Below are 24,358 nucleotides of genomic sequence, written 5' to 3' on the forward strand. Positions count from 1 at the left end.
AAAATAATAGCCTTAGAATACACTAACTAGCTTAAAGATTGGCAGATAAAGTGACACCACCAGTCCGCCAACCACTACGCCTAAAAAGACAATGATCGCAGGTTCAATGATTTTACCTAAATTATCGACGGTGTTATCCACTTCAAACTCATAAATGGTGGCGACCTTATTGAGCATATCATCCAAGTTACCGGACTCTTCGCCAATCATCACCATCTGCAATACCATTTCAGGAAACGCCTCGGCATTACGCATTGCTATGTACATCGGCATGCCGGCGGCAGTGTCTTTGTGGACTTGCTCAACCGCCACTTGATAATGCAAGCTGCCAGCGGTTTTAGCGGTGGTGAGTAGGCTGGTTAAAATTGGAATACCGGCGCTAAAGCTAGTAGAAAGAGTTCGGCTGAATTTGGCGATCGCCGCTTTGGAAAATACCGGTCCTAATACTGGCATTTTTAACGCCATACGACTGGTCTTTAATCTAAAACTAAATGAGCGTTTGCGAGCTTGTTTCACCGCAAAGATAAACACAAATACCCCGATGATCATTAGCAATAAGTAGTCTTGAATAAAGTGAGACAGGTCGATCACTCGTTGGGTAAAAGCGGGCAGTTCAGCGCCGAAGCCTTTAAACATGGTTTCAAACTCAGGAATAACCATAGTTAACATTAAAATTGAGACACTGGTAGCAACCAACATTACCATGCCTGGGTAGATCATCGCTTTGATCACTTTGGATCGCAGTTCTTCACTTTTTTCTCGGTAGGTGGCAAGGCGTTCAAAAACTTGGCCTAAATTACCAGTTTGTTCACCGGTGGCGACTAAGTCACAATAGAAATCATCAAAAAAGGGGCTACTGGCTTTAAGCGCTTTAGAGATAGGAGTACCGGCTTCAACTTGAGTACAAATGATCGACAATATCGACTTCATTTCCGCTTTACGTTGGCTGTCGGCGATCAGTTTGAGTGATTGCACAATCGGCACGCCAGTGGTCAGCATGGTGGAAAGTTGGCGAGTTAATACCGTGATGTCTTTGCGTTTTACTTTATGGCTCATTTTGGCAATAAAAGACACACTGCGACGTTTGAGTTTTTTGATTTGTACCCGTTGCTCTTTTAATTTGGCGCGCACTTCGCTCTCATTGATCGCCATGATCTGCCCAGAGACTTTTTTGCCCGAGCTATTGACTCCACGCCATTGAAAGTTGCGTAAAGTTGGCGCTTTAAGTTTGGCAGTTTTAGGCATGATGCTTCCTTGCTACTGGGTTTTAAAAAGGAGGTAGGTTGATTAAATAACTAAAAATACAACACGCGTTGCAGTTCGGCGAAGCTAGTAACACCTTGTTTTAAATTATCAATACCGGATTGACGCAGGGTCGACATTCCTTGTTTTACCGCGATCATTTCAATATCGTTGGCAGAGGCTTTTTTGATCACCGCTGTGGCAATTTCGGTGCTAAATGGCATTACCTCATAAATCCCCACTCGGCCAGAATAGCCACCAGTACATTCGGGACAGCCTTGGCTAAAGGCTTTGTAGATCACCACATCCGGCGCGATATTTAATTTTTGGCGCAATACATCGGGGAATGGATCGGGCTTTTTACAGTGAGAGCATAAACGACGGGCTAAGCGCTGAGCGATAATAAGAGTTAACGATGAAGCAAGGTTAAACGCCTCAATCCCCATATTCGACAAACGCACAATAGTTTCGGCGGATGAATTGGTATGCAGAGTTGATAATACCAAGTGACCGGTTTGCGCCGCTTTTACTGCAATTTCAGCGGTTTCGAGATCGCGAATTTCGCCCACCATTACCACGTCGGGATCTTGACGTAAAAAAGCGCGCAGAGCAGCAGCAAAGGTAAAACCAATTTTCGGTTTCACTTGCACTTGGTTGACTCCGGTTAAGTTTATCTCGACCGGATCTTCGGCGGTCGATATATTTTTATCTGGGGTGTTTAAAATCCGCAATCCGGTGTACAAAGAAACGGTTTTACCGCTACCGGTTGGGCCGGTCATTAAGATCATGCCTTGCGGTTGCTGTAGCGCCTCTAAATATAATTTTTTTTGTGCGTCACTGTAGCCAAGTTTGTCGATATTCAAATTGGCAGCGCTACTGTCGAGCAGGCGCAATACGATTTTCTCGCCCCATAAGGTTGGCAAGGTAGAAACTCGCATATCAATCGCGGTATCGGCGTTTAAGCGAATTTTGATCCGGCCATCTTGCGGCAAGCGGCGCTCGGCAATATCGAGCTTAGATAAGATTTTAATTCGCGCGGCAAGGCGGCGTCCTAAATGTTGCGCAGGGCGGTTGGTTTCAACCAAAATACCATCGCAACGCAAACGCACCCGATACAATTCTTCATACGGTTCAAAGTGAATATCTGACGCCCCTTTGCGCACCGCATCGAGCAATATTTGGTTGATAAAACGACTGACCGGCGCTTCATCTTGGCTGAGATCTTCGGTTTCTTGAATTTCATCACTGCCAACTTCCACCATATTGGCCAGTTCGTCTTGAGTGATGTCTTTGCCTTGGCCATTGTCGCTGCCTGCGCTTCGACCGTATAAACGACGAATCGCACCTTCCAGCTCTTTGCAATCGGCCAGAATAAATTCGACTTGCTTGCCAGTAGCAAAACGAAAATCATCCTCTACTCCAGTATTGGTGGGGTCGGATACCGCCAGTAATAAGCTTTGTGAATCAATCTGTAGTGGCAGTACTTGGTGGCTGGTGATTAAATCGCGTAATCCGAGTTGTTCACACACTTCGGCGTAGCTGTAATGGTCAAGGTGAGCTTGGGGTAGGGCAAATAATTGACACAATTGTTGCAATAACGTTTGGCTATCTATAAAACCAGCGTCCACGCACACCACGGGGACGCTTTTTTTATCGTTAAGAACGCTGCTCACCACCACCTGTTCCTGCTCGTGAGTCAGGAAGTCGGCTTGACGTAAAATGGAGGCGAGGTTGATGTTCATAATTAAATTTAACTTTTTGGTGCTACTGTTTATTTACATCCGCGAGGAAGGATATTAACGCTACCAGTTACGGTACTTGTACACTTCCAGATACCATCAGTATTACGATTCATGGAAATAGCTTGAGAAGCTGTAAATTGTGAATCTGCACCATCAAATACCATTGTTATTGATCCTCCCGCTGATGATTGACCGGCATCCATTTTCATGTCAATAGTCCCTAAACTCGACGAGACTCCTAGTGCCGCTGCATCATAATTAGGAAAAAATCCAGTAGAGGCAATACCATCTTCTGCATTTATTTTCAAAGCAGCAATGGTAGATAAAGCGGAACCTAACTCTGCTTTTTTAACATAATTTTGATATTGAGGAATAGCAATCGCGGCAAGCACACCGATAACCGCCACTACGATCATCAATTCAATTAAGGTGAAACCCTTTTGTAGCTTCTTTTTACCTTGTTGTAATTTCATTTTTCATCTCCGTGAATATAGAAAGGTTTATTCTGTGTATTGAGTACTGTCGTTTACTACAGCACCAACGACTTCGAATAATGGTCATTTGGATATAGGTTGTTGACCAGCACAGGATAGAAACAAGGCAGAGAAAGGAGAAATCAATTGCAACGTGCTTTCGAGTCAGATTGTAATGTTTGTTAATTGTTTCACCAAGGTGACATTTTTTTGCGACTGACTAGTTGAATAGGGGGATTTATAAGTGATAAAAAGGTTAATTAATACTCAGTAGCCGCTAAAGCGTCTTGGTCAAATGGCGGTGGATTTGCGAGGGAGGTCAAGTAACAACGAGTGAGTCATTGTGGTCATAATCAGTAAAAAGACTAGAAACGAGATCACGGATAACTCGTCCCTCGTTTCCGAGATGACGATTTTTAACTTATTTCTTGTTTGTGAGGTGACGATGTATGTTGCGTTACTTTTAAACGGGCAGCGTCTTCCCGAGGAGCCGAAGGTGACATCAGGGATCTCCAACAACGCGTTGAGTCTCAAATGGTGGTAGGAGATCTTGAACTCGCTCCTTCGTCACTCTCCAAGATGACGCTCTTTAAGTCGTCAACGTTCGGCGAAAAATCCCCGTTATTCCATGCATGAGCCTAGGCGAAGAGACAGGGAATCTCGCTTATTTTTGTTCTATTTTTTAACTCCCATTCAAGCGCCAATCATACTCATAGCTTGGTTGGCTAAAGTTCGGCTTGGTTATGATCCTCTTTATCTCCGGTTTAAATTTTGCCAAATAATCCAGCATGGCTGATTGACCGCCAAAATCGACCACAAACCAATCATAAATAGAAGAAAGCTGTAACTTGCCGTTGGTTATTTTCATCCCTTTATCGCTAAGGATAAATTCTCGTTCCGCTTGAGCTAAAAGCGCCTCAGTATTTTGCGCAGTAAACGCTTGAGTCGCTAAGTTAGGGCAACCTAAACTGGCGCAGTTAACCGCATAGTGAATGCGAGGATCTCGCCAGATTGGGCGTAAGATCCGATGTTCAATATCATTGAGAGTGATGGTTTTACCATTAATAGTGGCGATGTCTTGCCCCCAAGGCCCAAACGAAAATAAGCCACCAATTTTGGTTATTGACTTAGTGGGGTAATTATCCAACACCACTTGCACTGTTAACGCGTTATATAAATTAACCCAATAGGCGAATTGCTGCTTTTTATTGTATTGACGTGGGTCTAGTTGGGTTAGTTGCTGGATGTATTGCTGCAGCGATTTTTTGTCTTGATCGCTTATGCTGCCATAACCAAATAAATGATTGTCGCCTTGCACACTAAGGTTACGATCTAAAATTCCCTGCCATGCCGAGTGATCGATGCTTTGAGTGTTGGCTTGATTACTGACATTCCAATAAGCCCAAAGGTCGGCTTTAGGCGCGGCCATCGCCGAGCTTGAAAATACGCTAATGATCATAACTCTAATCACTATATTGAGAAAATACTTCATCTTGAATCTCAAGTTGGTTTGATATCGGTATCAAAGTAGACCGTGTGAAGCCAGGTTTGATTTCGCGTGTTAAATAAATGCAACAATTTTATTTTATTCTCCCAATAGAGCTTGTTTCGGTAACGCTTTTTTTTGTTATAAGAGATCGATCTTAATCACACTTTAAAGAAAAATAGATAAAGAGGGGTAACAAATACCTATAAAGAGGTGCGTTTTGTGGGACTTTTATTAAATGGTCTTACCAATCTTATTGGTGTTTTAATGAATAATTGTTAATGGTTGGTTAACTCGTTATCCATTCTATGATTTGAATCAATTTTTGACTAGACACTGGCGTTGGGATTATGTAAAATTTTCGCGCGCTGGTAATTGGTATTACCAATTCACACTCAATAAGTGGAACGAGACTTCATCATGGCTTATCAACGGATCCGTCAGCCAAAACTTTCTGATGTCATTGAACAAGAATTAGAAAGGCTGATTGTAGAAGGCACATTATCTGCAGGGCAACAATTGCCACCAGAGCGTGAACTTGCCAAACAATTTGATGTTTCTCGTCCTTCCATTCGCGAAGCGATCCAGCGCTTAGAAGCAAAACGCTTACTGACTCGTAAGCAAGGTGGCGGTACGTTCGTATGTGAAAAATTATGGACGTCTTTTTCCGATCCACTACTAGAATTGTTATCGACTCACTCAGAAACGCAACTCGATTTATTGGAATCTCGCCATGCGATGGAAGGGATTTCAGCTTATTTTGCCGCTCTGCGTGGCACGACAGAAGATTTTAACCATATCTCCGAGTGTCAACGAGAAGTCGAAATCGCGATTGAAAATAAAGATATTAAGCAAGAATCTAGCGCGGTAATGAAGGTATTAATTGCCATCTCTGAAGCGGCTCACAATGTGGTGTTATTGCATATTGTTCGTAGCCTTGCTCCTTTGCTAGAACAAAACGTATTACAGAATTTAGAATTACTTTATCGTCGTGATGAAGTGGTGGAAAAGGTGAGTGTTCACCGTGCCAATATCGTGCAAGCGATCCTTAAGCGAGAGCCAGAATTGGCACGCAAGGCATCTCATGCACACTTGGCTTACATTGAAGAGACTTTGTTGGATTTGACTCGAGAAGAGAGTCGTCGTGAGCGTTCATTACGCCGAATCCAACAAGCCAACGAATCTTAATACAGGTTAACTATTCTTTATCTTTGATAAGCAATAGCCTGATAAACCAACAGAAGGATAGATCGCTATGTCTGAAGTCATTAATAATGACGTTGATGCACTGGAAACTCAAGATTGGTTAGAAGCCCTTGAATCAGTGGTACGCGAAGAAGGTGTTGAACGCGCTCAATATTTACTAGAGCAAGTTCTTGATAAAGCTCGTTTAGATGGCGTTGATATGCCAACGGGTATTAACACTAACTATGTAAACACCATCCCAGCTACGCAAGAAGCGGCTTATCCAGGTGATATCACAGTAGAGCGTCGCATTCGTTCGATCATTCGTTGGAATGCCATCATGATCGTATTGCGTGCATCGAAAAAAGATTTGGATCTTGGCGGCCACATGGCGTCTTACCAATCAGCAGCGTCTTTCTACGAAGTGTGTTTTAACCATTTCTTCCGCGCTCCAAATGAAACCGACGGTGGCGATTTAGTTTATTACCAAGGTCATATTTCTCCAGGGATCTATGCGCGTGCATTCGTTGAAGGTCGTCTATCGGCTGAGCAACTAGACAACTTCCGTCAAGAATCAACAGGTAACGGTCTTCCGTCTTACCCGCATCCAAAACTATTGCCTGAATTCTGGCAGTTCCCAACCGTATCGATGGGCCTAGGTCCAATGTCTGCTATCTATCAAGCTCGCTTCTTGAAGTACTTGAACGGTCGTGGCCTTAAAGATACCACCAATCAACGTGTTTACGCGTTCCTTGGTGATGGTGAGATGGATGAGCCAGAATCACGCGGTGCGATTTCTTTCGCTTCTCGTGAAAAACTCGACAACTTATGTTTCCTAATCAACTGTAACCTACAGCGCCTTGATGGTCCGGTTATGGGTAACGGCAGCATCATTCAAGAACTTGAAGGCCTATTTAAAGGCGCAGGTTGGAATGTAATTAAAGTTATCTGGGGTAGCAACTGGGATGCACTACTTGCTAAAGACACCACAGGTAAACTTCTGCAATTGATGAACGAAACCATCGATGGCGATTACCAAACCTTTAAATCGAAAGATGGTGCGTACGTTCGTGAACACTTCTTCGGTAAATACCCAGAGACAGCAGCACTTGTGGCTGACATGACCGATGATCAAATCTTTGCGCTTAAGCGTGGCGGTCATGATTCATCTAAATTGTTCTCTGCGTTTAAAGCGGCTCAAGAAACCAATGGTAAGCCAACTGTTATCCTTGCGAAAACGGTTAAAGGTTACGGCATGGGTGAAGCGGCTGAAGGTAAGAACATTGCTCACGGCGTGAAGAAAATGGACATGACCCATGTTCTTTATCTACGTGACCGTTTAGGTCTACAAGACATCTTGTCTGATGAGAAAGTAAAAGAACTGCCTTACCTAACTCTAGAAGAAGGGTCAGCAGAGCATACTTACTTACACGCTCGTCGTGATGCACTACATGGTTACACACCAGTGCGTCTGCCTAAGTTCACCCAAGAATTTAAAGTGCCAGCATTAAGTGATTTTGATGCACTGCTTACTGAGCAAAAACGTGACATCTCGACCACAATGGCGTTTGTGCGTACGCTTAATATCTTAATTAAAGATAAAAACATTGGTAAGCAGATTGTTCCAATCATTGCCGATGAAGCTCGTACTTTTGGTATGGAAGGTTTATTCCGTCAAATCGGTATTTACAATCCACAAGGTCAAGAATACACCCCAGAAGATCGCAGCTTAGTGTCTTACTACAAAGAGGCGACTTCAGGTCAGGTTCTACAAGAAGGTATCAATGAACTTGGTGCAATGTCTTCATGGGTAGCAGCGGCGACCTCATACAGCACCAACGATCTTCCAATGATCCCATTCTACATTTACTACTCTATGTTCGGCTTCCAGCGTGTTGGCGATATGGCGTGGATGGCGGGTGACCAACAAGCACGTGGCTTCCTATTGGGTGCAACGGCTGGTCGTACAACGCTAAATGGTGAAGGTCTACAGCACGAAGATGGTCATTCACACATCCAAGCGAATACCATTCCAAACTGTGTCTCTTACGATCCAACGTTTGCTTATGAGCTCGCGGTTATCATGCAAGATGGTATTCAGCGTATGTATGGTGAAAACCAAGAGAACGTTTACTACTACTTAACTGTGATGAACGAAAACTACCACATGCCAGCCATGCCAGAAGGCGCGGAAGAAGGCATTCGTAAGGGTATCTACAAGCTAGAGTCTTACACTGGAGCGAAGGGTAAAGTTCAATTGATGAGCTCGGGTACTATCATGAACGAAGTACGCAAAGCTGCGAAAATCCTAAGCGATGATTACGGTGTGGCTTCGGATGTGTTCTCAGTAACCTCTTTCAATGAATTGACTCGTGATGGCCAAGATGCAGAGCGCTTCAACATGCTTCACCCAGAAGCGGAAGAAAAAGTGGCTTACATCTCAACAGTACTTGGATCTGAGCCAGCAATCGCTGCAACGGATTACATGAAAAACTACGCAGAGCAAGTGCGTGCTTACATGCCATCTGAGTCTTATAAAGTGTTGGGTACTGATGGTTTCGGTCGTTCAGATAGCCGCGATAACTTACGTACTCACTTCGAAGTGAATGCCGGTTATGTTGTGGTTGCTGCGCTGACTGAACTTGCCAAACGTGGCGATATTGAAAAATCGGTTATTGTTGACGCAATTGCTAAATTCAACATCGATGCAGATAAAATCAACCCGCTATACGCATAAGCCAATGTGAATAAGCATTGATGCGCTGTGATGACTCTTTATTGCAGCGCATTTCAATCAATTAATAGGAAAGCATAATGACAATCGAAATTAATGTACCTGACATTGGTACCGATGAGGTTGAAGTCACTGAGATTCTTGTAAGCGTTGGCGACAAGGTTGAAGAAGAACAGTCTCTTATTACCGTTGAAGGCGATAAAGCGTCAATGGAAGTACCGGCTCCTCAAGCAGGTATCGTAAAAGAAATTAAAATTAACGTGGGTGACTCAGTGTCGACTGGCTCATTCATTATGACCTTTGAAGCACAAGGCGCAGCAGCGTCACCCGTTGCTGAAGCTCCTAAAGCCGAAGCAGCACCTACTCCTGCAGCAGCAAGCGAACTAAAAGAAGTTCATGTTCCTGATATCGGCGGTGATGAAGTTGAAGTCACTGAGATCATGGTTGCTATCGGTGACAGCATTGAAGAAGAACAATCTCTTCTTACTGTTGAAGGTGATAAAGCGTCAATGGAAGTGCCAGCACCTTTCGCCGGTACGCTAAAAGAAATTAAAATCAACGTCGGCGATTCAGTTTCAACCGGTTCATTAGTGATGATTTTTGAAGTCGCTGGTGCTGGTGGCGCGGCCTCTTCTGCCCCTGCTCCACAACAAGCAGCCCCTGCTCAAGCGGCTGCACCTGTTGCGTCTGCGGCGAAAGAAGTGAACGTTCCAGACATCGGTGGTGATGAAGTTGAAGTCACGGAAGTTATGGTTGCGGTTGGTGATACTGTAGAAGAAGAGCAATCTTTAATTACGGTTGAAGGCGACAAAGCATCAATGGAAGTTCCTGCTCCGTTTGCTGGTAAAATCAAAGAAATCAAAATTGCTGCTGGCGATAAAGTGTCGACTGGCTCTTTGATCATGATCTTTGAAGTGGAAGGTTCTGTACCTGCGGCTTCAGCGCCACAAGCTGCCGCACCTCAAGCATCAGCAGCACCAGCCGCTAAAGCACAAGCTGGCGCGCCTGCAACAAGCGGTGATTTCCAAGATAACCATGAGTACGCACATGCCTCTCCTGTGGTTCGTCGTTTAGCGCGTGAATTTGGTGTTAACCTTGCTAAAGTAAAAGGCACAGGTCGTAAGAGCCGCATCTTGAAAGAAGATGTACAAAACTTCGTTAAAGAAGCTCTAAAACGTCTTGAATCTGGTGCGGCTGCATCAGGTAAAGGCGGCGATGGCAGCGCACTTGGTCTGCTTCCTTGGCCGAAAATTGATTTCAGCAAGTTTGGTGATACTGAGATTCAAAAGCTGTCTAAAATCAAGAAAATCTCTGGTGCTAACTTGCACCGTAACTGGGTAATGATCCCACACGTTACTCAGTGGGATAACGCTGATATCACCGCATTGGAAGCGTTCCGTAAAGAACAAAATGCAATTGAAGCTAAGCGCGACACTGGCATGAAGATCACACCACTTGTGTTCATCATGAAAGCGGTAGCAAAAGCGTTAGAAGCCTTCCCAACGTTTAACTCTTCTCTTTCTGATGATGGCGAAAGCATCATTTTGAAGAAATACGTAAACGTCGGTATCGCGGTTGATACGCCAAACGGCTTAGTGGTTCCTGTATTTAAAGATGTAAACAAAAAAGGCATCTACGAATTATCAGAAGAACTGGCAGTTATTTCTAAGAAAGCACGTTCAGGCAAGTTAACGTCTTCTGATATGCAAGGTGGTTGTTTCACAATCTCAAGCCTTGGTGGTATCGGTGGTACCGCATTCACACCTATCGTGAACGCACCAGAAGTTGGTATTCTTGGGGTGTCTAAATCTGAAATCAAACCAGTATGGAATGGTAAAGAATTCGAACCACGCCTACAGTTGCCACTTTCTCTTTCTTACGATCACCGCGTGATCGATGGAGCTGAAGGTGCTCGCTTTATTACTTACCTAAATGCTTGTCTGTCTGACATTCGCCGTTTAGTTCTGTAGTAAGGGATAAAATAGGGTGGCCAAACAGCCACCTTATTTTTTATATATTTCGACTTATTGCATCGAAATCCGAGTTGGAAAAACGATGCGATAGGACTCAAAGAAAAAAGAATGTTGTCTAGCTCACAGGCTAACGTGAATCACTTTTCACAGCGTTAACAAGTCGATAAACTATTGTTAATTCTGAATTAGATAATTCACTCCCATTCACTGTCATGTCGTGCAGTAAATAGTGAAATGGGAATCGTCAGCTTGTCAGGGATAATGACTATAACGAGGTCAAAATGAGCAAAGAAATTAAAGCACAAGTAGTGGTACTTGGTGCCGGTCCTGCTGGATATTCAGCGGCATTCCGTTGTGCAGATTTAGGTTTAGAAACCGTGATTGTTGAGCGTTACAGCTCGCTTGGTGGTGTTTGTCTTAATGTCGGTTGTATTCCTTCAAAAGCATTACTACACGTTTCTAAAGTAATTGAAGAAGCCAAAGCGATGGCAGCACACGGTGTTGTATTTGGCGAACCTCAAACGGACATCACTAAGATCCGTTCTTGGAAAGACAAAGTTATTACTCAACTTACTGGCGGTCTAGCTGGTATGGCAAAAATGCGTAAAGTGACGGTAGTGAATGGTTTCGGTAAATTTACTGGCCCTAACACATTGCAAGTTGAAGGCGAAGAAAGCACTACAGTAACCTTCGACAACGCCATTATTGCTGCGGGCTCTCGCCCAATCAAACTGCCTTTCATTCCACATGAAGATCCACGTATTTGGGATTCAACTGACGCACTAGAGCTCAAAGAAGTGCCGAAGAAAATGCTCGTGATGGGTGGCGGTATCATCGGTCTTGAGATGGGTACTGTGTATCACTCTCTAGGGTCTCAAATCGATGTAGTTGAAATGTTTGACCAAGTGATCCCAGCAGCAGATAAAGACGTTGTTAAGGTATTCACTAAGCAAATTAAAAACAAATTCAACCTAATGCTTGAAACTAAAGTAACCGCAGTTGAAGCGAAAGAAGATGGTATCTACGTTTCAATGGAAGGCAAAAAAGCGCCAGCAGAAGCTGAACGTTATGATGCGGTTCTTGTGGCGATCGGTCGTGTGCCAAACGGTTCATTGATGGATGCAGAAAAAGCAGGTATTGAAGTTGACGAGCGTGGCTTTATCAACGTTGATAAGCAAATGCGCACCAACGTTCCACACATCCACGCTATCGGTGATATCGTTGGTCAACCTATGTTGGCTCACAAAGGTGTGCATGAAGGCCACGTTGCAGCAGAAGTTATTTCTGGTAAGAAGCACTACTTCGATCCTAAAGTTATCCCTTCAATTGCCTACACGGAGCCAGAAGTGGCGTGGGTAGGTAAAACAGAGAAAGAAGCGAAAGCCGAAGGCATTAAATACGAAACGGCGACTTTCCCTTGGGCTGCATCTGGCCGTGCAATCGCATCTGATTGTGCAGAAGGCATGACTAAGCTTATCTTCGATAAAGAAACTCACCGTGTTATTGGTGGCGCGATTGTCGGGACTAACGGTGGTGAATTGCTGGGTGAAATCGGTCTTGCAATCGAAATGGGTTGTGATGCAGAAGATATCGCTCTAACCATTCACGCTCACCCAACGTTGCATGAGTCTGTTGGTATGGCCGCTGAGATTTTTGAAGGGTCGATTACCGATCTTCCAAATCCAAAAGCAGTAAAACGTAAGAAGTAATAAAGCGATTTCGTCACTGGCAGTATTGGTGACGAATCTGCATTAAAAGGCCGTATGATCAAAAGATCATACGGCCTTTTTAGTATTAAAATCGTGGGTGTTGCACGTTAAAATCGGCTGTTAATCCTTTTCTTTATAAATACACAACATATCTAAAAAGCTGGCAACTAACTTAGTGAGGCTTTCTTTATCTGGACGACGATTAGCCTGCACGAATATTGAATAACAAATACCATGGAATAACTTAGCTATATTACTTGGGTTTTGTTCGTCACAAATCTCACCATTTTCAATGCCTTTCACAAACATCTCACAGAAATACTTTTGATGCTGACTGTGAGTTGAAACAAATAATGGCCATACTTCTTCGCGAGTTGAGGTGCTCCATTCAAACCAAATCTTAGTCCACTGAATATCGTCTAAAACTAAATCGACTAGCTGGTTAGAAAGGGTAGATAAATTTTGTTTAACCGGCAGATCTAAATTTATATTTTCCAATAAAAAGGCGGAGAAATGTTGTTCTACATTGGTGAGCACTTCATCAACTAAATCCTCACGGGTTGGAAAGTAATTAAACACAGTGGCAACCGAGACTTGAGCGATATCCGCGATATCTGCGTGGCCACCACGGCCAATGCCGCGCTTAGCAAATACTTCGATGGCGATTTCTAAAAGCTGTAATTTTCGCTTTTCAGGGGACAGCCGAGTCCTTGGGCGTCGAGTTAATATATCCATATCATAATCCTAGCTTATATTCTTTTATGCTTGAAATTCATAGCGTAATGGCTTCAATTATTTAAGAATGATAAAAAAAATAAAATAGTAAATCACTGTTATAGTTATTATGTGAATAAGTCTACCTATGTCTAGTTTAGTGTCAATTTGAATAAAAAACATACAACTTAAGTCGAGTGCTTGGAAAAAGTTAACGAATACGTGCAGTGGTGGTAGAATGCGTGCTATGACACGATAGCTGATATTATTTCAGTTATGGTTAATAACAAAAAAATCTAACTATTGAGAAAGATATGAAACATACAGTTGAAGTAATGATCTCGGAACAGGATGTACAAGATCGAGTAAAAGTTTTAGGTAAAGCAATTGCCGAACATTATCAAGGATCTGAAAAGCTTGTTGTAGTAGGTCTATTACGTGGATCTTTCGTGTTTATGGCTGACTTATCACGCGCGATTGGCATGAATCATAAGATCGATTTTATGACAGCTTCAAGCTACGGTAACAGCATGACCAGCACCCGTGATGTACGTATCTTAAAAGACCTTGATGATGATATTAAAGGTATGGATGTGTTGCTGGTAGAAGATATTATCGATACCGGTAATACTCTAAGCAAAGTATGCGATATTTTAAAAATCCGCGAACCAAACTCAATTGAGATCTGTACGCTACTTGATAAGCCATCACGTCGTGAAATTGAAGTAGATGCGAAGTGGATTGGTTTTGAAATTCCAGATGAGTTCGTGGTTGGTGTGGGTATTGACTACGCTCAGAACTACCGTCATTTACCATACATCGGTAAAGTGGTACCACAAGAGTAAGCTTCCTCATGAAGCGGTCAGTATGCCGAATACGGTATTCTTACTTGTGATACTCAATATGACTGATGATCATTAGAATCACAGTGGTCTATTCAGTATGATTATTGAGCTGAAGGAATAAAAAAGAGCGATATGATTATCGCTCTTTTTATACCCGTCGTACTTGAAGCTACAGCTTTGTTGACTACGTTCACTCACCCTAATCACTTAGGCAAGCTAAGCTTATGGGGTTTCGTTTACTTGTCGCCTCACTGTAACGTCAATGACTTTGGCTGTGTATTTGATAGTGTTCTATTACAATAATGCAGATTACCCAATAATTTTCTCAGGGGTTTCTTCATTTAAAATCTTCGCAATTGAAGCTTGGTGGGAAATCTCTAAGCTTTCGTTACTATGGCAGCGAACACCTAAATCTTTCAATACACCGTCGCCAATACCGTAGCACCAGCCATGAATTTGTACTTTTTGGCCACGTTCCCAAGCTTGCTGAAGAATGGTTGAATTACCTAAGTTATAGGTTTGCTCTGCGACGTTTATTTCGCACAGCTTATCAGCCCATTGATCTTTGGGAAATTGAGAAAGCCAATTTCGGTGTTTAAGATACAGGTCGCGAATGTGGAGCAACCAGTTATTGATCAGTCCAAGATTTGGATTATCAATTGCCGCATTGACCCCACCACAGCCGTAGTGACCACAAATAATAATGTGCTTGACCTTTAAAACGTCAACCGCATATTGCACAACAGAAAGACAATTTAAGTCGGTATGAATGACTTGGTTAGCCACGTTGCGGTGAACAAATAACTCCCCTGAATACAGGCCAGTAAGGCGCTCAGCAGGGACTCGACTATCTGAACAACCTATCCATAGGTATTCAGGTTCCTGTGATTCTTCAAGTTTTGTGAAGAATTCAGGGCGTTCTGATTTGATAGACTCAGCCCATGTCGAGTTATTTTTGAATAACTGTTTAATATCTGGCATGTTACATTCCTCGTTAACCTGCTTTACTATACACAAAATCACCAAAAATCAAATCCGATCTGTGATCAATTTACCAAATGGATAAAAAAGATAATTATGTTCGCATTAGAGATAAAAAATTTACGCAAAGTTTATGCCGGTGGCGTCGAAGCCTTGAAAGGGGTATCACTCAATGTAGAGCAAGGTGATTTTTACGCTTTGCTTGGGCCAAATGGCGCAGGCAAATCGACAACTATTGGTGTTATAAGCTCACTGGTCAATAAAACTTCAGGCTCAGTAAAAGTCTTTGGTCATGATATTGACACTGATTTGGTTAAAGCGAAACTCGAACTTGGTTTAGTACCGCAAGAATTTAACTTCAACCCATTTGAAACGGTACAACAAATTGTGATGCAGCAAGCGGGTTATTATGGCGTTTCGGTCGCACAAGCGAAAGTTCGCGCGCAAAAATACCTTACTCAACTCGATTTGTGGGAGAAACGAGATGAACGTGCGCGTAATTTATCGGGGGGGATGAAGCGTCGCCTGATGATTGCACGCGCATTAATGCATCAACCAAAATTGCTGATTTTAGATGAACCGACCGCAGGCGTTGATATTGAATTACGTCGTTCAATGTGGGAGTTTCTAAAGCAAATTAACCAAGAAGAAGGGGTGACGATCATTCTGACCACTCACTACTTGGAAGAAGCTGAGATGTTGTGTCGCAATATCGGCATCATCAATAGTGGTGAAGTGATTGAAGATACTTCAATGAAAGCATTACTGAATAAGTTGACGGTTGAAACTTTTATTTTGGATATCGCACCGACCAATCAGCAACCACAACTTGATCAAGCCAAGATCACCAACTTTGATTCAACCAGCTTGGAAGTCGAAATTGATAAGCAACAAGGGTTAAGTCAGGTGTTTCAACAGTTAAGTGCGCAGGGGATTGAAGTGTTATCGATGCGCAATAAAGCGAACCGCTTAGAAGAGCTGTTTGTTACGATCGTACGTAACGGTAAAAATATCAGTGAAAATAAAAAACAAGCAGCGCGAAGAGGTAATAAATAATGGCTGAATTATATTGGACCGCATTTAAAAGTTTAGTTACCAAAGAGATCCGTCGCTTTATGCGTATTTGGGTGCAAACTATTGTCCCGCCAGCGATCACCATGACGTTGTACTTTATTATCTTTGGTAATTTGATTGGTTCGCGTATTGGTCAGATGAACGGTTTTTCTTATATGGAATATATCGTACCGGGTTTGATTATGATGTCGGTGATCACTAACTCTTATTCCAATGTTGCTTCATCATTTTTCAGCTCAAAATTTCAAAAAAATATTGAAGAGTTGTTGGTCGCGCCGGTGCCTCATCATATTTTGATCTTAGGCTTTGTGATGGGCGGCGTGGTTCGCGGTTTATTGGTTGGCGCATTGGTGACCTGTGTGTCGTTATTCTTCGTTGATTTGCAAATTCACCATTGGTTTATCATTATTTCAACCGTGTTTTTGACCTCGATTGTGTTTTCTCTTGGTGGCTTAATTAATGCGGTATTTGCGACTACCTTTGATGATATTTCAATTATTCCAACGTTTGTATTAACGCCATTAACTTATTTAGGTGGGGTGTTTTACTCGATTAACTTACTGCCGGAATTTTGGCAGCATGTGTCTAAAATTAATCCGATTGTCTATATGGTGAATGCCTTCCGTTATGGTTTTTTGGGCGTATCGGATGTGGGTATCGTGACCTCATTTAGCGTACTGTTTGTATTTATTGCCGCTTTATATGCAGTAGCCTACGGTTTGATTTCGAAAGGAATTGGTCTGAGAAGCTAAAGCTTTAAGGGGGAGTAGCTGAGAAACGAGGACGTTACGCTTGAGAGCTGAAAAGCGACAAGTTCGTCATCCCGCACATGAGCCTAAGCGAAGAAGATGCGGGATCTCGCTTTTAATCTTCGCTTAGTTAAAATAACAAAATCCCGCAATTTCTGAGTGAAGTTGCGGAATTTTTATGATCTTAGGTAGGTTATTTTCTTGTGGTTACTTTGCCATTGGTTACAGTAAAGAAATATTTGTTTTTCCCTTCAATTTCACCCGCACCAGTTAGTATTTTTTGTTGGTTCAAATCATAAATTAAGCCATCTTTGGTGGTAGATTCAGCCGAGAATGGTTTGCCATCCTTACCTAAATATTGCGCTTCAAATGATACTGTTGGTGATATCCCAGTCGCATCATTAATGGTTAAATTATGTTTGAGTCCATCGCCAGTATGCAGGGAAAAGCTAATATCGTGATTCCCTTTATATTCAATTCGATCATCAACATCATTTCCGTCGGTATTAACCACAATATTTTCACCATCTTGAGTGATTTTTAATGTTTTTCCAAAGCTTAATTTACCTTTTTTACTGTTTGAAAAATTAAGACAAGTTTGTTTATTCACGTTAATTGCTGAATTTATTGTACAATTTTTTATGATTAATGTGGCGAGTTGTTCAGCACTCGCTATTACATCTTCAGAGTAACTTTGGCTTGTTGATGAATTAAAATCTATTCCAAGGTTGCTTGTGACTGCTTTTTCCACATCTTCAGAATCACAACCGGCTAAAAGGGCGATAACGGCTGTTGCGACAAGTAATTTTTTCATAATAAGTCTCTCAATTAATTAATAAGTGATACCCATTTCTACTTGGGCACAAGCCAGATCATGGTCAGATACTACGTGACGCAGTTCAATATGGCGTAAAAAACACTGTTTTATTTGTTGTGTGAATAATGTCTCATTTTTAGGTTCATTTTACTGATCTAGATCAATTTATAATAAAAAGACCAAAATAACAGCGATTGATTAGTTTGAGTGATGTTTTGTTGGAAGGTTGGATAGTAAAAAAGCTGCCAAATTGGCAGCTTTTAGAGGGAGTTGAGTGTATCAGGAGGTTATTCTTCTTCGCTATCGCTTGGGGCGGTGCTTGATAGTTCAACACTGATGTTGTCAATCAAACGCACATTACCTAAATGTGCCGACATCAATACGACTGCTTGTGTCGTTTCCTCTGTCGCCAGTTGTAAGGTACTGGCATCACGAATAAATATTTCATCGGGTTCTAGATCGGCGGCGCGCAGTTGATCGACCGCATCTTCCACCAGTGATGGATAATCTTTACGACCACCGCGCATTTGGCTGCCAATCCAACGCATAGTACGGGCTAATACGGGGGCACGCTGACGCTCACTTAATGTTAGACGAGAATTACGTGAACTCATCGCTAAGCCATCTAATTCACGCACTGTCGGCACGCCAACGATGTCAATGTCTAACGCTAAATCAATCACCATTTTTCGGATCATGGCGAGTTGCTGAAAATCTTTCTCACCAAAACACGCCACATCCGGTTGCACAATATTGAACAACTTAGTCACGATAGTGCTGACACCACGAAAGTGGCCCGGACGCGCTGCGCCTTCTAACATGTGAGACAAACCAGGAACTTCGACAAAGGTTTGTTTATCTAATCCTTGTGGGTACATGATGTCTGGTGTTGGGGTGAAGACAAAGTCCACCGCCTCTGTATTGAGTTTACTGAGATCGTTTTCTAGAGTACGCGGATAATTGGTGAGATCATCTTCACGTTCAAATTGCATTGGATTAACAAAAATACTGACCACAACGAGGTCTGCATGCTCGCGAGCCTTGCGCACTAAAGTCAGGTGACCTTCATGCAGGTTGCCCATAGTCGGTACGAAAGCGATACGGCGGCCATCACGGCGCGCACTTTTTAGCTGGTCTCTTAGCGAGGCTACATCAGCAAAAGTTTGCATGTTAATTCCTTAATTCTCAATATCTTAATGAAAAATACGTATTTAAAATCCGACGATTAAAAATAAATTTATTAAAATAGAGATTTATTCAAAGCTGTGTTCTTGAGCGGGAAAGGTTCCTGCTGCAACATCTTGAATATATTTATCAATAGCTAATGCCATGCTGCCGGTTTCTGCTAAAAAATTCTTGGAGAATTTCGGCATATAGTTGGCTGAAATACCAAACATATCGTGCATGACTAAGATTTGCCCATCGGTTTTATTGCCAGCGCCAATACCGATCACGGGGATGTGTAATGCGGCAGTGATACGCTCAGCAAGGGCGGTTGGTACGCATTCTAACACAAGTAACTGCGCACCGGAATTTTGTAATGATAATGCGTCTTTTACGATCTGTTCAGCTTGATCGTGATCGCGACCTTGAATACGGAAACCACCAAAAATATTGACCGATTGTGGTGTTAGCCCTAAGTGAGCACACACCGGAACCGAACGTTCCGTTAACTGTTTTACGGTATCAATCAACCATTCACCACCTTCCAATTTGACCATGTTGGCACCGGCGCGCATTAATTTGGCCGCTTCTTGGCAAGCTTGCTCTGGGGTGGCGTAACTCATAAATGGCATATCCGCCACCAGTAAGCTTTGTTTGTTTCCGGCGCGCACGCAGCGGGTGTGGTAAGCAATCTCATCCACGGTGACGGGCAAAGTAGAATCTTCACCTTGTAAAACCATTCCCAGTGAATCACCCACTAATAATAACGGCATTTGTTGTTGTTCAAAAAGTTGAGCAAAACTGGCGTCATAAGCGGTTGAAGTGGCAAATTTAATCCCTTCTTGCTTCCACTTAATCAGAGTATGAATGGAGACTTTTTTCATTATTGTATCCTTACATGAAGTTGGCTGAGCCGTTTACCTGAGCTCAATATAAGCTTTATCAAATTATTCTTGTTTTACCAAGCGCAAACTTGATCCAAGATTTCGTCGCATCAAAGATCCGCTTTTCAAATAGTTAGCCTTGCCAAATATTCAAGCCATTACGATCCACTTGTGGCAATAATTTTGCTAACTCTGTGCCATCAGGAAGGTGTAAGTCGGGCGCAATTTCAAATAATGGATAAAGTACAAACTCGCGTATTTTCATACCGTAATGCGGCACGGTGAGACGTGGGGTATCAATGGTTTGATTAGCATACAGGAGTATATCGAGATCGAGACTACGAGGCCCCCAACGTTCTTCTTTACGCACTCGGCCTTGTTGTTGCTCGATAGCTTGGGTGCAATCGAGCAAGTCTAATGGCGACAATCTAGTACGAACTTGCGCGACGGCGTTAATGTAGTCTGGTTGGTTTTGTGGCCCCATCGGCGTGCTGGAATATAACGATGAACAGGCCACTAACTCGAGATCTGGGTGTTGTTTTAGCGCTTCAATGGCCAGTTTGGCTTGCGCGACAGGATCGGCAAGGTTGCTGCCAATGGCAATATAAACTGTAACATCCGATCCTGACGTTATCATTCTGATGCAGCCGGTTTGGCGCTTGGTTTACGCTTAGCGTAAGTGCGCTTTTTACGACGACCAGAAGGTTGTGAATGACCCAGTGATTGCACCATATTTTGGCGATGCACCACTGGCGCGTCTTGGAATTCGTGCCACCATTGGGCGAGTTCCTCGACTTGACCACCTTCGACCGCGCCACGCATTTCTAGCATATCAAAGCCGGCGCGGAACTTATTTAGCTCAAGCATCTGGAATGCACGCTTACCAGTACGACGAGTTAAGCGTAATTGCAGTTGCCAAATATCGCGTACCGTTGCGGTGTGGCGACGTGGAATGGCTAAGCTTTTTACTTGCTCATCCATAATATGATTGCCAGCGGCCATGATCGCATCGTAATAGCTCAGCGATTTTTCATGCATCAGCTTTTCAGCTTCAGCTTGCAATGGATACCATAAGAAAGCGGCAAACATGAAAGCAGGATTGATCCGTTTACCACTATTGATGCGTTTATCGGTCGAGCGTAATACGGTTTCAACCATTTGCTCTACTTTCGAGGAATTATCGTCAGTAAAGTGACGCGCGACACTTGGGAATAAGGTGCCAAACAGTTGATATTCACGCAGCAGTTTATAAGTGGCTAAACCTTGTCCGGCTTGCAGCAGCTTTAAGGACTCTTCAAATAAGCGCGCGGAAGGCACTTCCGATAATAGCGGCGCTAACTCGGTAATAGGTTGCGCGGTTTTATCGGCAATGGTCATATCCAGTTTTGCCGCAAAGCGAATGGCGCGGATCATACGAACTGGATCTTCGCGATAACGAGTTTCCGGATCGCCAATCATACGAATAATGCCGTCGTTTAAATCTTGGATGCCGTTAGCGTGATCGTGAATACTGAAATCGGCAATGTTGTAATACATGGCATTAATGGTGAAATCACGACGTTCGGCGTCTTCTACCACTGTGCCGTATACGTTATCGCGCAACAACATGCCTTCTTTTGATTGGGCAGATTGATTTTTTTCTGGCTCTTGATGGTGGCCACGGAAGGTCGCAACCTCAATGATCTCACGACCAAACATGATATGAGCCAAACGAAAGCGGCGACCAATCAAGCGACAGTTGCGAAATAAGTCTTTAATTTGTTCTGGAGTGGCATTGGTGGCGATATCAAAATCTTTTGGCTCTTTGCCTAATAAAATATCACGCACACCACCGCCGACCAAGAAGGCATCGTAGCCATGATTACTGAGTCGATACAGTACTTTAAGTGCACTGTCGCTAATATGTGAGCGAGAAATTGGGTGCTCTGGGCGAGTAATAATGTTCAGCTTAATTTCTCCATTAGAGTCATGTTCGTTGTGTTCGGTTGACGCAAAAAGCTTACGACATAACTTAACTGCTTGAGTAAAGATAACTCACCTCGGTTGTATTTGTTGTGATACCAATTCTATTCAACAACCCTTAAAGCTGAAACTCTTGCTTCGATTTAAGGATAAAATTTTGCCATATAATAGCTCAGCTTGGATGATTTTAGAATGGGCAAGGTGCAGACAGTGTGCTTGGCAACTGGCTTAACGCCCAATGCTGGCAACCCCAAGCTAACATCTGTTCTATATTAGCCGATTGAAAGTCATCTGGCAGGGAAAACCCAAGAAATTGCATTGCCAATATAATGACAGGTTTCGGGTTGGCTAAATCCACCGCAGGGGCATGATTTTGTTTGGATAATTTATCGCCATGGGCATTGATTGCTAACGGTAAATGTAAGTATTTCACTTCGGGGTGATTGAGGTAACGATACAGATTAATTTGGCGTCCGGTGGGCTCAATTAAATCAGCGCCACGCACCACTTCAGTGATCCCTTGCGCGATATCGTCTAACACCACCGCAAGATTATAAGCAAACAAACCATCTCGGCGTTTAATAATAAAGTCTTCTTGCGCCAGATCGGTTGGAATATCAATGATGCCGTGTTTTTGATCGACAAATTGAGTGACTGGGGTATCAATCACTAATCGCACTGAGCAATCCGTAGCGGGTAAGTTTTTATCTCGGCAATGACCTAAATAGAAACCGCCATCTTGTTTAATTTGTTTGCGACTGCATTGGCAATAATAACCTAAGCCGCTGTCGAGCCAATCATCAATTTGTTGCTGATAAATAGGGTGGCGTTGACTTTGATAGATGACATCTTGATCCCAATGCAGGCCATAACTCTCCAAGGTTTTTAAGATCAAACTTGCTGCGCCCGCCATTTCACGTGGAGGATCGAGATCTTCGATACGAACCAACCATTGGCCATGTTGTGATTTCGCTTGAAAATAGCTACCAAGAGCGGCAACCATAGAACCAAAATGCAGTGGTCCAGAAGGGGAAGGGGCAAAGCGACCGATATACTGAGTCATAGAGATGAGATTTGGTCTAAGGATTATTTGATGAGGCTTATTAATGGGTGACGATTGATTGGCGAAAGCTTAAAACGCTTCGAGAGCCGAGAGGGAATAAATTCAACCCTCGGTTCTCGAAATGCAGCGTGAGCTTATACCAATCAAAGTAACAGGTATTAGCCTTGCATTTGCTTCTCTTTTAGCTCTGCGAGTGTCTTACAGTCGATACAAAGATCGGCAGTTGGACGAGCTTCAAGACGGCGAATACCAATCTCGATACCACAAGAATCACAGAAGCCAAAATCGTCATCTTCAATTTTCATTAAAGTTTTTTCGATTTTTTTGATTAGGCGACGTTCACGATCTCGGTTACGAAGTTCTAAGCTAAACTCTTCTTCTTGAGAAGCACGATCAACAGGATCTGGAAAGTTTGAAGCTTCATCTTTCATGTGAGTCATAGTGCGGTTCACTTCGGTATGAAGTTGGTCACGCCATGCTCGTAAAATTTTTCTGAAGTGGTCCATTTGCTCTGGTGACATGTACTCTTCACCAGCTTGCTCTTGATATGGTCCAACACCCGCAATAGCTAGAATGCCTAGCGATTTTTTAATAGTTGATTCTGGCATACAGCGCTCCTACTTGCTCTTCATTAATCAATGGCTGACTAATTTAGGGCGGTACATATAGCAGAAAGCGATCGGCTTGGCAAACATATCTTTAATTGAATGTGAGTTCTGTTAAGTGAAATGCAGCCGTTTGATGCAATATTCATCAAACATCAATGAATTCAATCTTAGATGTTAAATTCATCGCATTGGCTGATATATCTGCTTTATAGCACAGTACTTCAACGCCTAACGCTTTCGCTTGGGTTAATAATTGTGAATAGTCGGCATCAATATGGTAGGCGGCTGAGACTTTTTCAATGCCAGTATGCAAAACCGCAAATAACAGAATGGCTCGCTGACCCGATCCCACTACTTGGATTAATTCGCGTAAATGTTTTTGTCCGCGAGTGGTGACTGCATCAGGAAAATACCCTTGGCCTGAATCGGTATCCGTTTGATCTAATAGCGTGACGCTTTTGACTTCAATATAGCAATTAGGCCGATCGCTGGCGGTTAGCATCACATCAATTCTGCTGTTTTCTGTGCCATATTTCACTTCGGTTTTGAGTTCGTTATAACCGCTTAGCTCGTCAATAACGCCATTTTCTATCGCTTCAACTACTAATGCATTGGCGCGAATGGTGTTGACACAAATATGATGATCTTGTGGATCGACCGAGATCTCCCAACTATTGGGATATTTGCGTTTGAGGTTACTTGAGGTTGAATACCAAACTTGATTGCCGGGTTCTGCGCATCCGGTCATGGCGCCGGTATTGGCACAATGTATGGTTCTTTGTTCACCATTGGGTAAGGTGACATCGGTTAAAAAACGCTTATAACGCTGAATTAATGTCGCAGGTTGTAGCGGCGGAGTAAACTTCATCGGGCATCCAGAGTATTATTTGGGTAGAATCACTGCGATTTATCATGACATAAGGGTTTTACATTGTCACAGCTGCCTGCTAATC

21 protein-coding genes are annotated in these 24,358 nt (G+C 43.0%); 7 read left to right on the forward strand and 14 right to left on the reverse strand.

The window, feature by feature from the left end:
* Window positions 1-12 precede the first annotated feature (12 nt).
* The 4 genes from HC723_RS08900 to HC723_RS08915 all read right to left on the reverse strand — a co-directional run bounded on the left by HC723_RS08900 (window position 13) and on the right by HC723_RS08915 (window position 4,916).
* Window positions 13-1,245, reverse strand: a complete 1,233-nt coding sequence (locus tag HC723_RS08900; protein WP_190338817.1) for a type II secretion system F family protein — start codon at window positions 1,243-1,245, stop codon at window positions 13-15.
* Between the two features lie 50 nt (window positions 1,246-1,295).
* Entirely contained in the window at window positions 1,296-2,984 is a 1,689-nt protein-coding gene (gene pilB, locus HC723_RS08905) for a type IV-A pilus assembly ATPase PilB (RefSeq protein ID WP_190338818.1), read from the reverse strand.
* Window positions 2,985-3,013: 29 nt separating this feature from the next.
* Window positions 3,014-3,457 carry a pilin gene (locus tag HC723_RS08910; protein WP_190338819.1) on the reverse strand — a complete coding sequence of 148 codons (444 nt, stop codon included), beginning with the start codon at window positions 3,455-3,457 and terminating at the stop codon, window positions 3,014-3,016.
* A 682-nt stretch (window positions 3,458-4,139) separates the two neighbouring features.
* Window positions 4,140-4,916 (reverse strand): DUF547 domain-containing protein, encoded by a 777-nt coding sequence (locus HC723_RS08915; protein WP_238925437.1) that lies wholly within the window; start codon window positions 4,914-4,916, stop codon window positions 4,140-4,142.
* 447 nt (window positions 4,917-5,363) lie between these two features.
* Here HC723_RS08915 and pdhR point away from each other — a divergent pair, with 447 nt between their 5' ends.
* The 4 genes from pdhR (at window position 5,364) to lpdA (ending at window position 12,544) form a co-directional block, all read left to right on the forward strand.
* The gene (gene pdhR, locus HC723_RS08920) at window positions 5,364-6,131 is read left to right on the forward strand and encodes a pyruvate dehydrogenase complex transcriptional repressor PdhR (RefSeq protein ID WP_190338821.1); all 768 of its coding nucleotides are present in this window, start codon (window positions 5,364-5,366) and stop codon (window positions 6,129-6,131) included.
* Between the two features lie 67 nt (window positions 6,132-6,198).
* On the forward strand, window positions 6,199-8,865 hold the full coding sequence (gene aceE, locus HC723_RS08925) for a pyruvate dehydrogenase (acetyl-transferring), homodimeric type (RefSeq protein WP_190338822.1): 2,667 nt from the start codon (window positions 6,199-6,201) through the stop codon (window positions 8,863-8,865).
* Between the two features lie 77 nt (window positions 8,866-8,942).
* Entirely contained in the window at window positions 8,943-10,832 is a 1,890-nt protein-coding gene (gene aceF / locus HC723_RS08930; RefSeq protein WP_190338823.1) for a pyruvate dehydrogenase complex dihydrolipoyllysine-residue acetyltransferase, read from the forward strand.
* Window positions 10,833-11,116: 284 nt separating this feature from the next.
* Window positions 11,117-12,544 carry a dihydrolipoyl dehydrogenase gene (gene lpdA, locus HC723_RS08935; RefSeq protein WP_153446019.1) on the forward strand — a complete coding sequence of 476 codons (1,428 nt, stop codon included), beginning with the start codon at window positions 11,117-11,119 and terminating at the stop codon, window positions 12,542-12,544.
* A 120-nt stretch (window positions 12,545-12,664) separates the two neighbouring features.
* On the opposite strand, the gene HC723_RS08940 is transcribed toward lpdA, so the two are convergent.
* Window positions 12,665-13,279 (reverse strand): TetR/AcrR family transcriptional regulator, encoded by a 615-nt coding sequence (locus HC723_RS08940; RefSeq protein ID WP_190338824.1) that lies wholly within the window; start codon window positions 13,277-13,279, stop codon window positions 12,665-12,667.
* 293 nt (window positions 13,280-13,572) lie between these two features.
* Between HC723_RS08940 and hpt the strand changes: the two genes are divergently transcribed.
* Window positions 13,573-14,103 carry a hypoxanthine phosphoribosyltransferase gene (gene hpt, locus HC723_RS08945; RefSeq protein ID WP_153446022.1) on the forward strand — a complete coding sequence of 177 codons (531 nt, stop codon included), beginning with the start codon at window positions 13,573-13,575 and terminating at the stop codon, window positions 14,101-14,103.
* Between the two features lie 309 nt (window positions 14,104-14,412).
* Here hpt and can read toward each other — a convergent pair whose 3' ends face one another.
* On the reverse strand, window positions 14,413-15,084 hold the full coding sequence (gene can, locus HC723_RS08950) for a carbonate dehydratase (protein WP_153446024.1): 672 nt from the start codon (window positions 15,082-15,084) through the stop codon (window positions 14,413-14,415).
* Window positions 15,085-15,180: 96 nt separating this feature from the next.
* Here can and HC723_RS08955 point away from each other — a divergent pair, with 96 nt between their 5' ends.
* Together HC723_RS08955 and HC723_RS08960 are read left to right on the forward strand one after the other, a co-directional pair.
* Window positions 15,181-16,140, forward strand: coding sequence for an ABC transporter ATP-binding protein (locus HC723_RS08955; RefSeq protein ID WP_190338825.1), 960 nt, complete (start codon window positions 15,181-15,183; stop codon window positions 16,138-16,140).
* Entirely contained in the window at window positions 16,140-16,910 is a 771-nt protein-coding gene (locus tag HC723_RS08960; protein ID WP_153446027.1) for an ABC transporter permease, read from the forward strand. Before HC723_RS08955 ends, HC723_RS08960 begins: the two co-directional genes overlap by 1 nt.
* Window positions 16,911-17,100: 190 nt before the next feature.
* On the opposite strand, the gene HC723_RS08965 is transcribed toward HC723_RS08960, so the two are convergent.
* From HC723_RS08965 to sfsA, 8 genes are all read right to left on the reverse strand, one after another.
* Window positions 17,101-17,721, reverse strand: a complete 621-nt coding sequence (locus HC723_RS08965; RefSeq protein WP_190338826.1) for a hypothetical protein — start codon at window positions 17,719-17,721, stop codon at window positions 17,101-17,103.
* A gap of 290 nt (window positions 17,722-18,011) precedes the next feature.
* Entirely contained in the window at window positions 18,012-18,893 is an 882-nt protein-coding gene (gene panC, locus HC723_RS08970; protein ID WP_153446031.1) for a pantoate--beta-alanine ligase, read from the reverse strand.
* 84 nt (window positions 18,894-18,977) lie between these two features.
* Entirely contained in the window at window positions 18,978-19,772 is a 795-nt protein-coding gene (gene panB, locus HC723_RS08975) for a 3-methyl-2-oxobutanoate hydroxymethyltransferase (RefSeq protein ID WP_153446033.1), read from the reverse strand.
* 133 nt (window positions 19,773-19,905) lie between these two features.
* A complete protein-coding gene (gene folK / locus HC723_RS08980) occupies window positions 19,906-20,409 on the reverse strand; it encodes a 2-amino-4-hydroxy-6-hydroxymethyldihydropteridine diphosphokinase (RefSeq protein ID WP_190338827.1) in 504 nt (167 codons plus the stop codon).
* Window positions 20,406-21,725: a polynucleotide adenylyltransferase PcnB gene (gene pcnB / locus HC723_RS08985; protein ID WP_225874301.1), complete on the reverse strand. Its 1,320-nt coding sequence runs from the start codon at window positions 21,723-21,725 to the stop codon at window positions 20,406-20,408. The genes folK and pcnB overlap by 4 nt, the downstream gene beginning before the upstream one ends.
* A 196-nt stretch (window positions 21,726-21,921) precedes the next feature.
* Window positions 21,922-22,797, reverse strand: coding sequence for a tRNA glutamyl-Q(34) synthetase GluQRS (gene gluQRS, locus HC723_RS08990; protein ID WP_153446039.1), 876 nt, complete (start codon window positions 22,795-22,797; stop codon window positions 21,922-21,924).
* 158 nt (window positions 22,798-22,955) lie between these two features.
* On the reverse strand, window positions 22,956-23,405 hold the full coding sequence (dksA, locus tag HC723_RS08995) for an RNA polymerase-binding protein DksA (RefSeq protein ID WP_153446041.1): 450 nt from the start codon (window positions 23,403-23,405) through the stop codon (window positions 22,956-22,958).
* 145 nt (window positions 23,406-23,550) lie between these two features.
* Window positions 23,551-24,273, reverse strand: a complete 723-nt coding sequence (sfsA, locus tag HC723_RS09000; protein ID WP_153446043.1) for a DNA/RNA nuclease SfsA — start codon at window positions 24,271-24,273, stop codon at window positions 23,551-23,553.
* Window positions 24,274-24,358 lie beyond the last annotated feature (85 nt).

The organism is Vibrio sp. S11_S32 (assembly GCF_014694465.1).
Lineage (GTDB): Bacteria > Pseudomonadota > Gammaproteobacteria > Enterobacterales > Vibrionaceae > Vibrio > Vibrio algicola.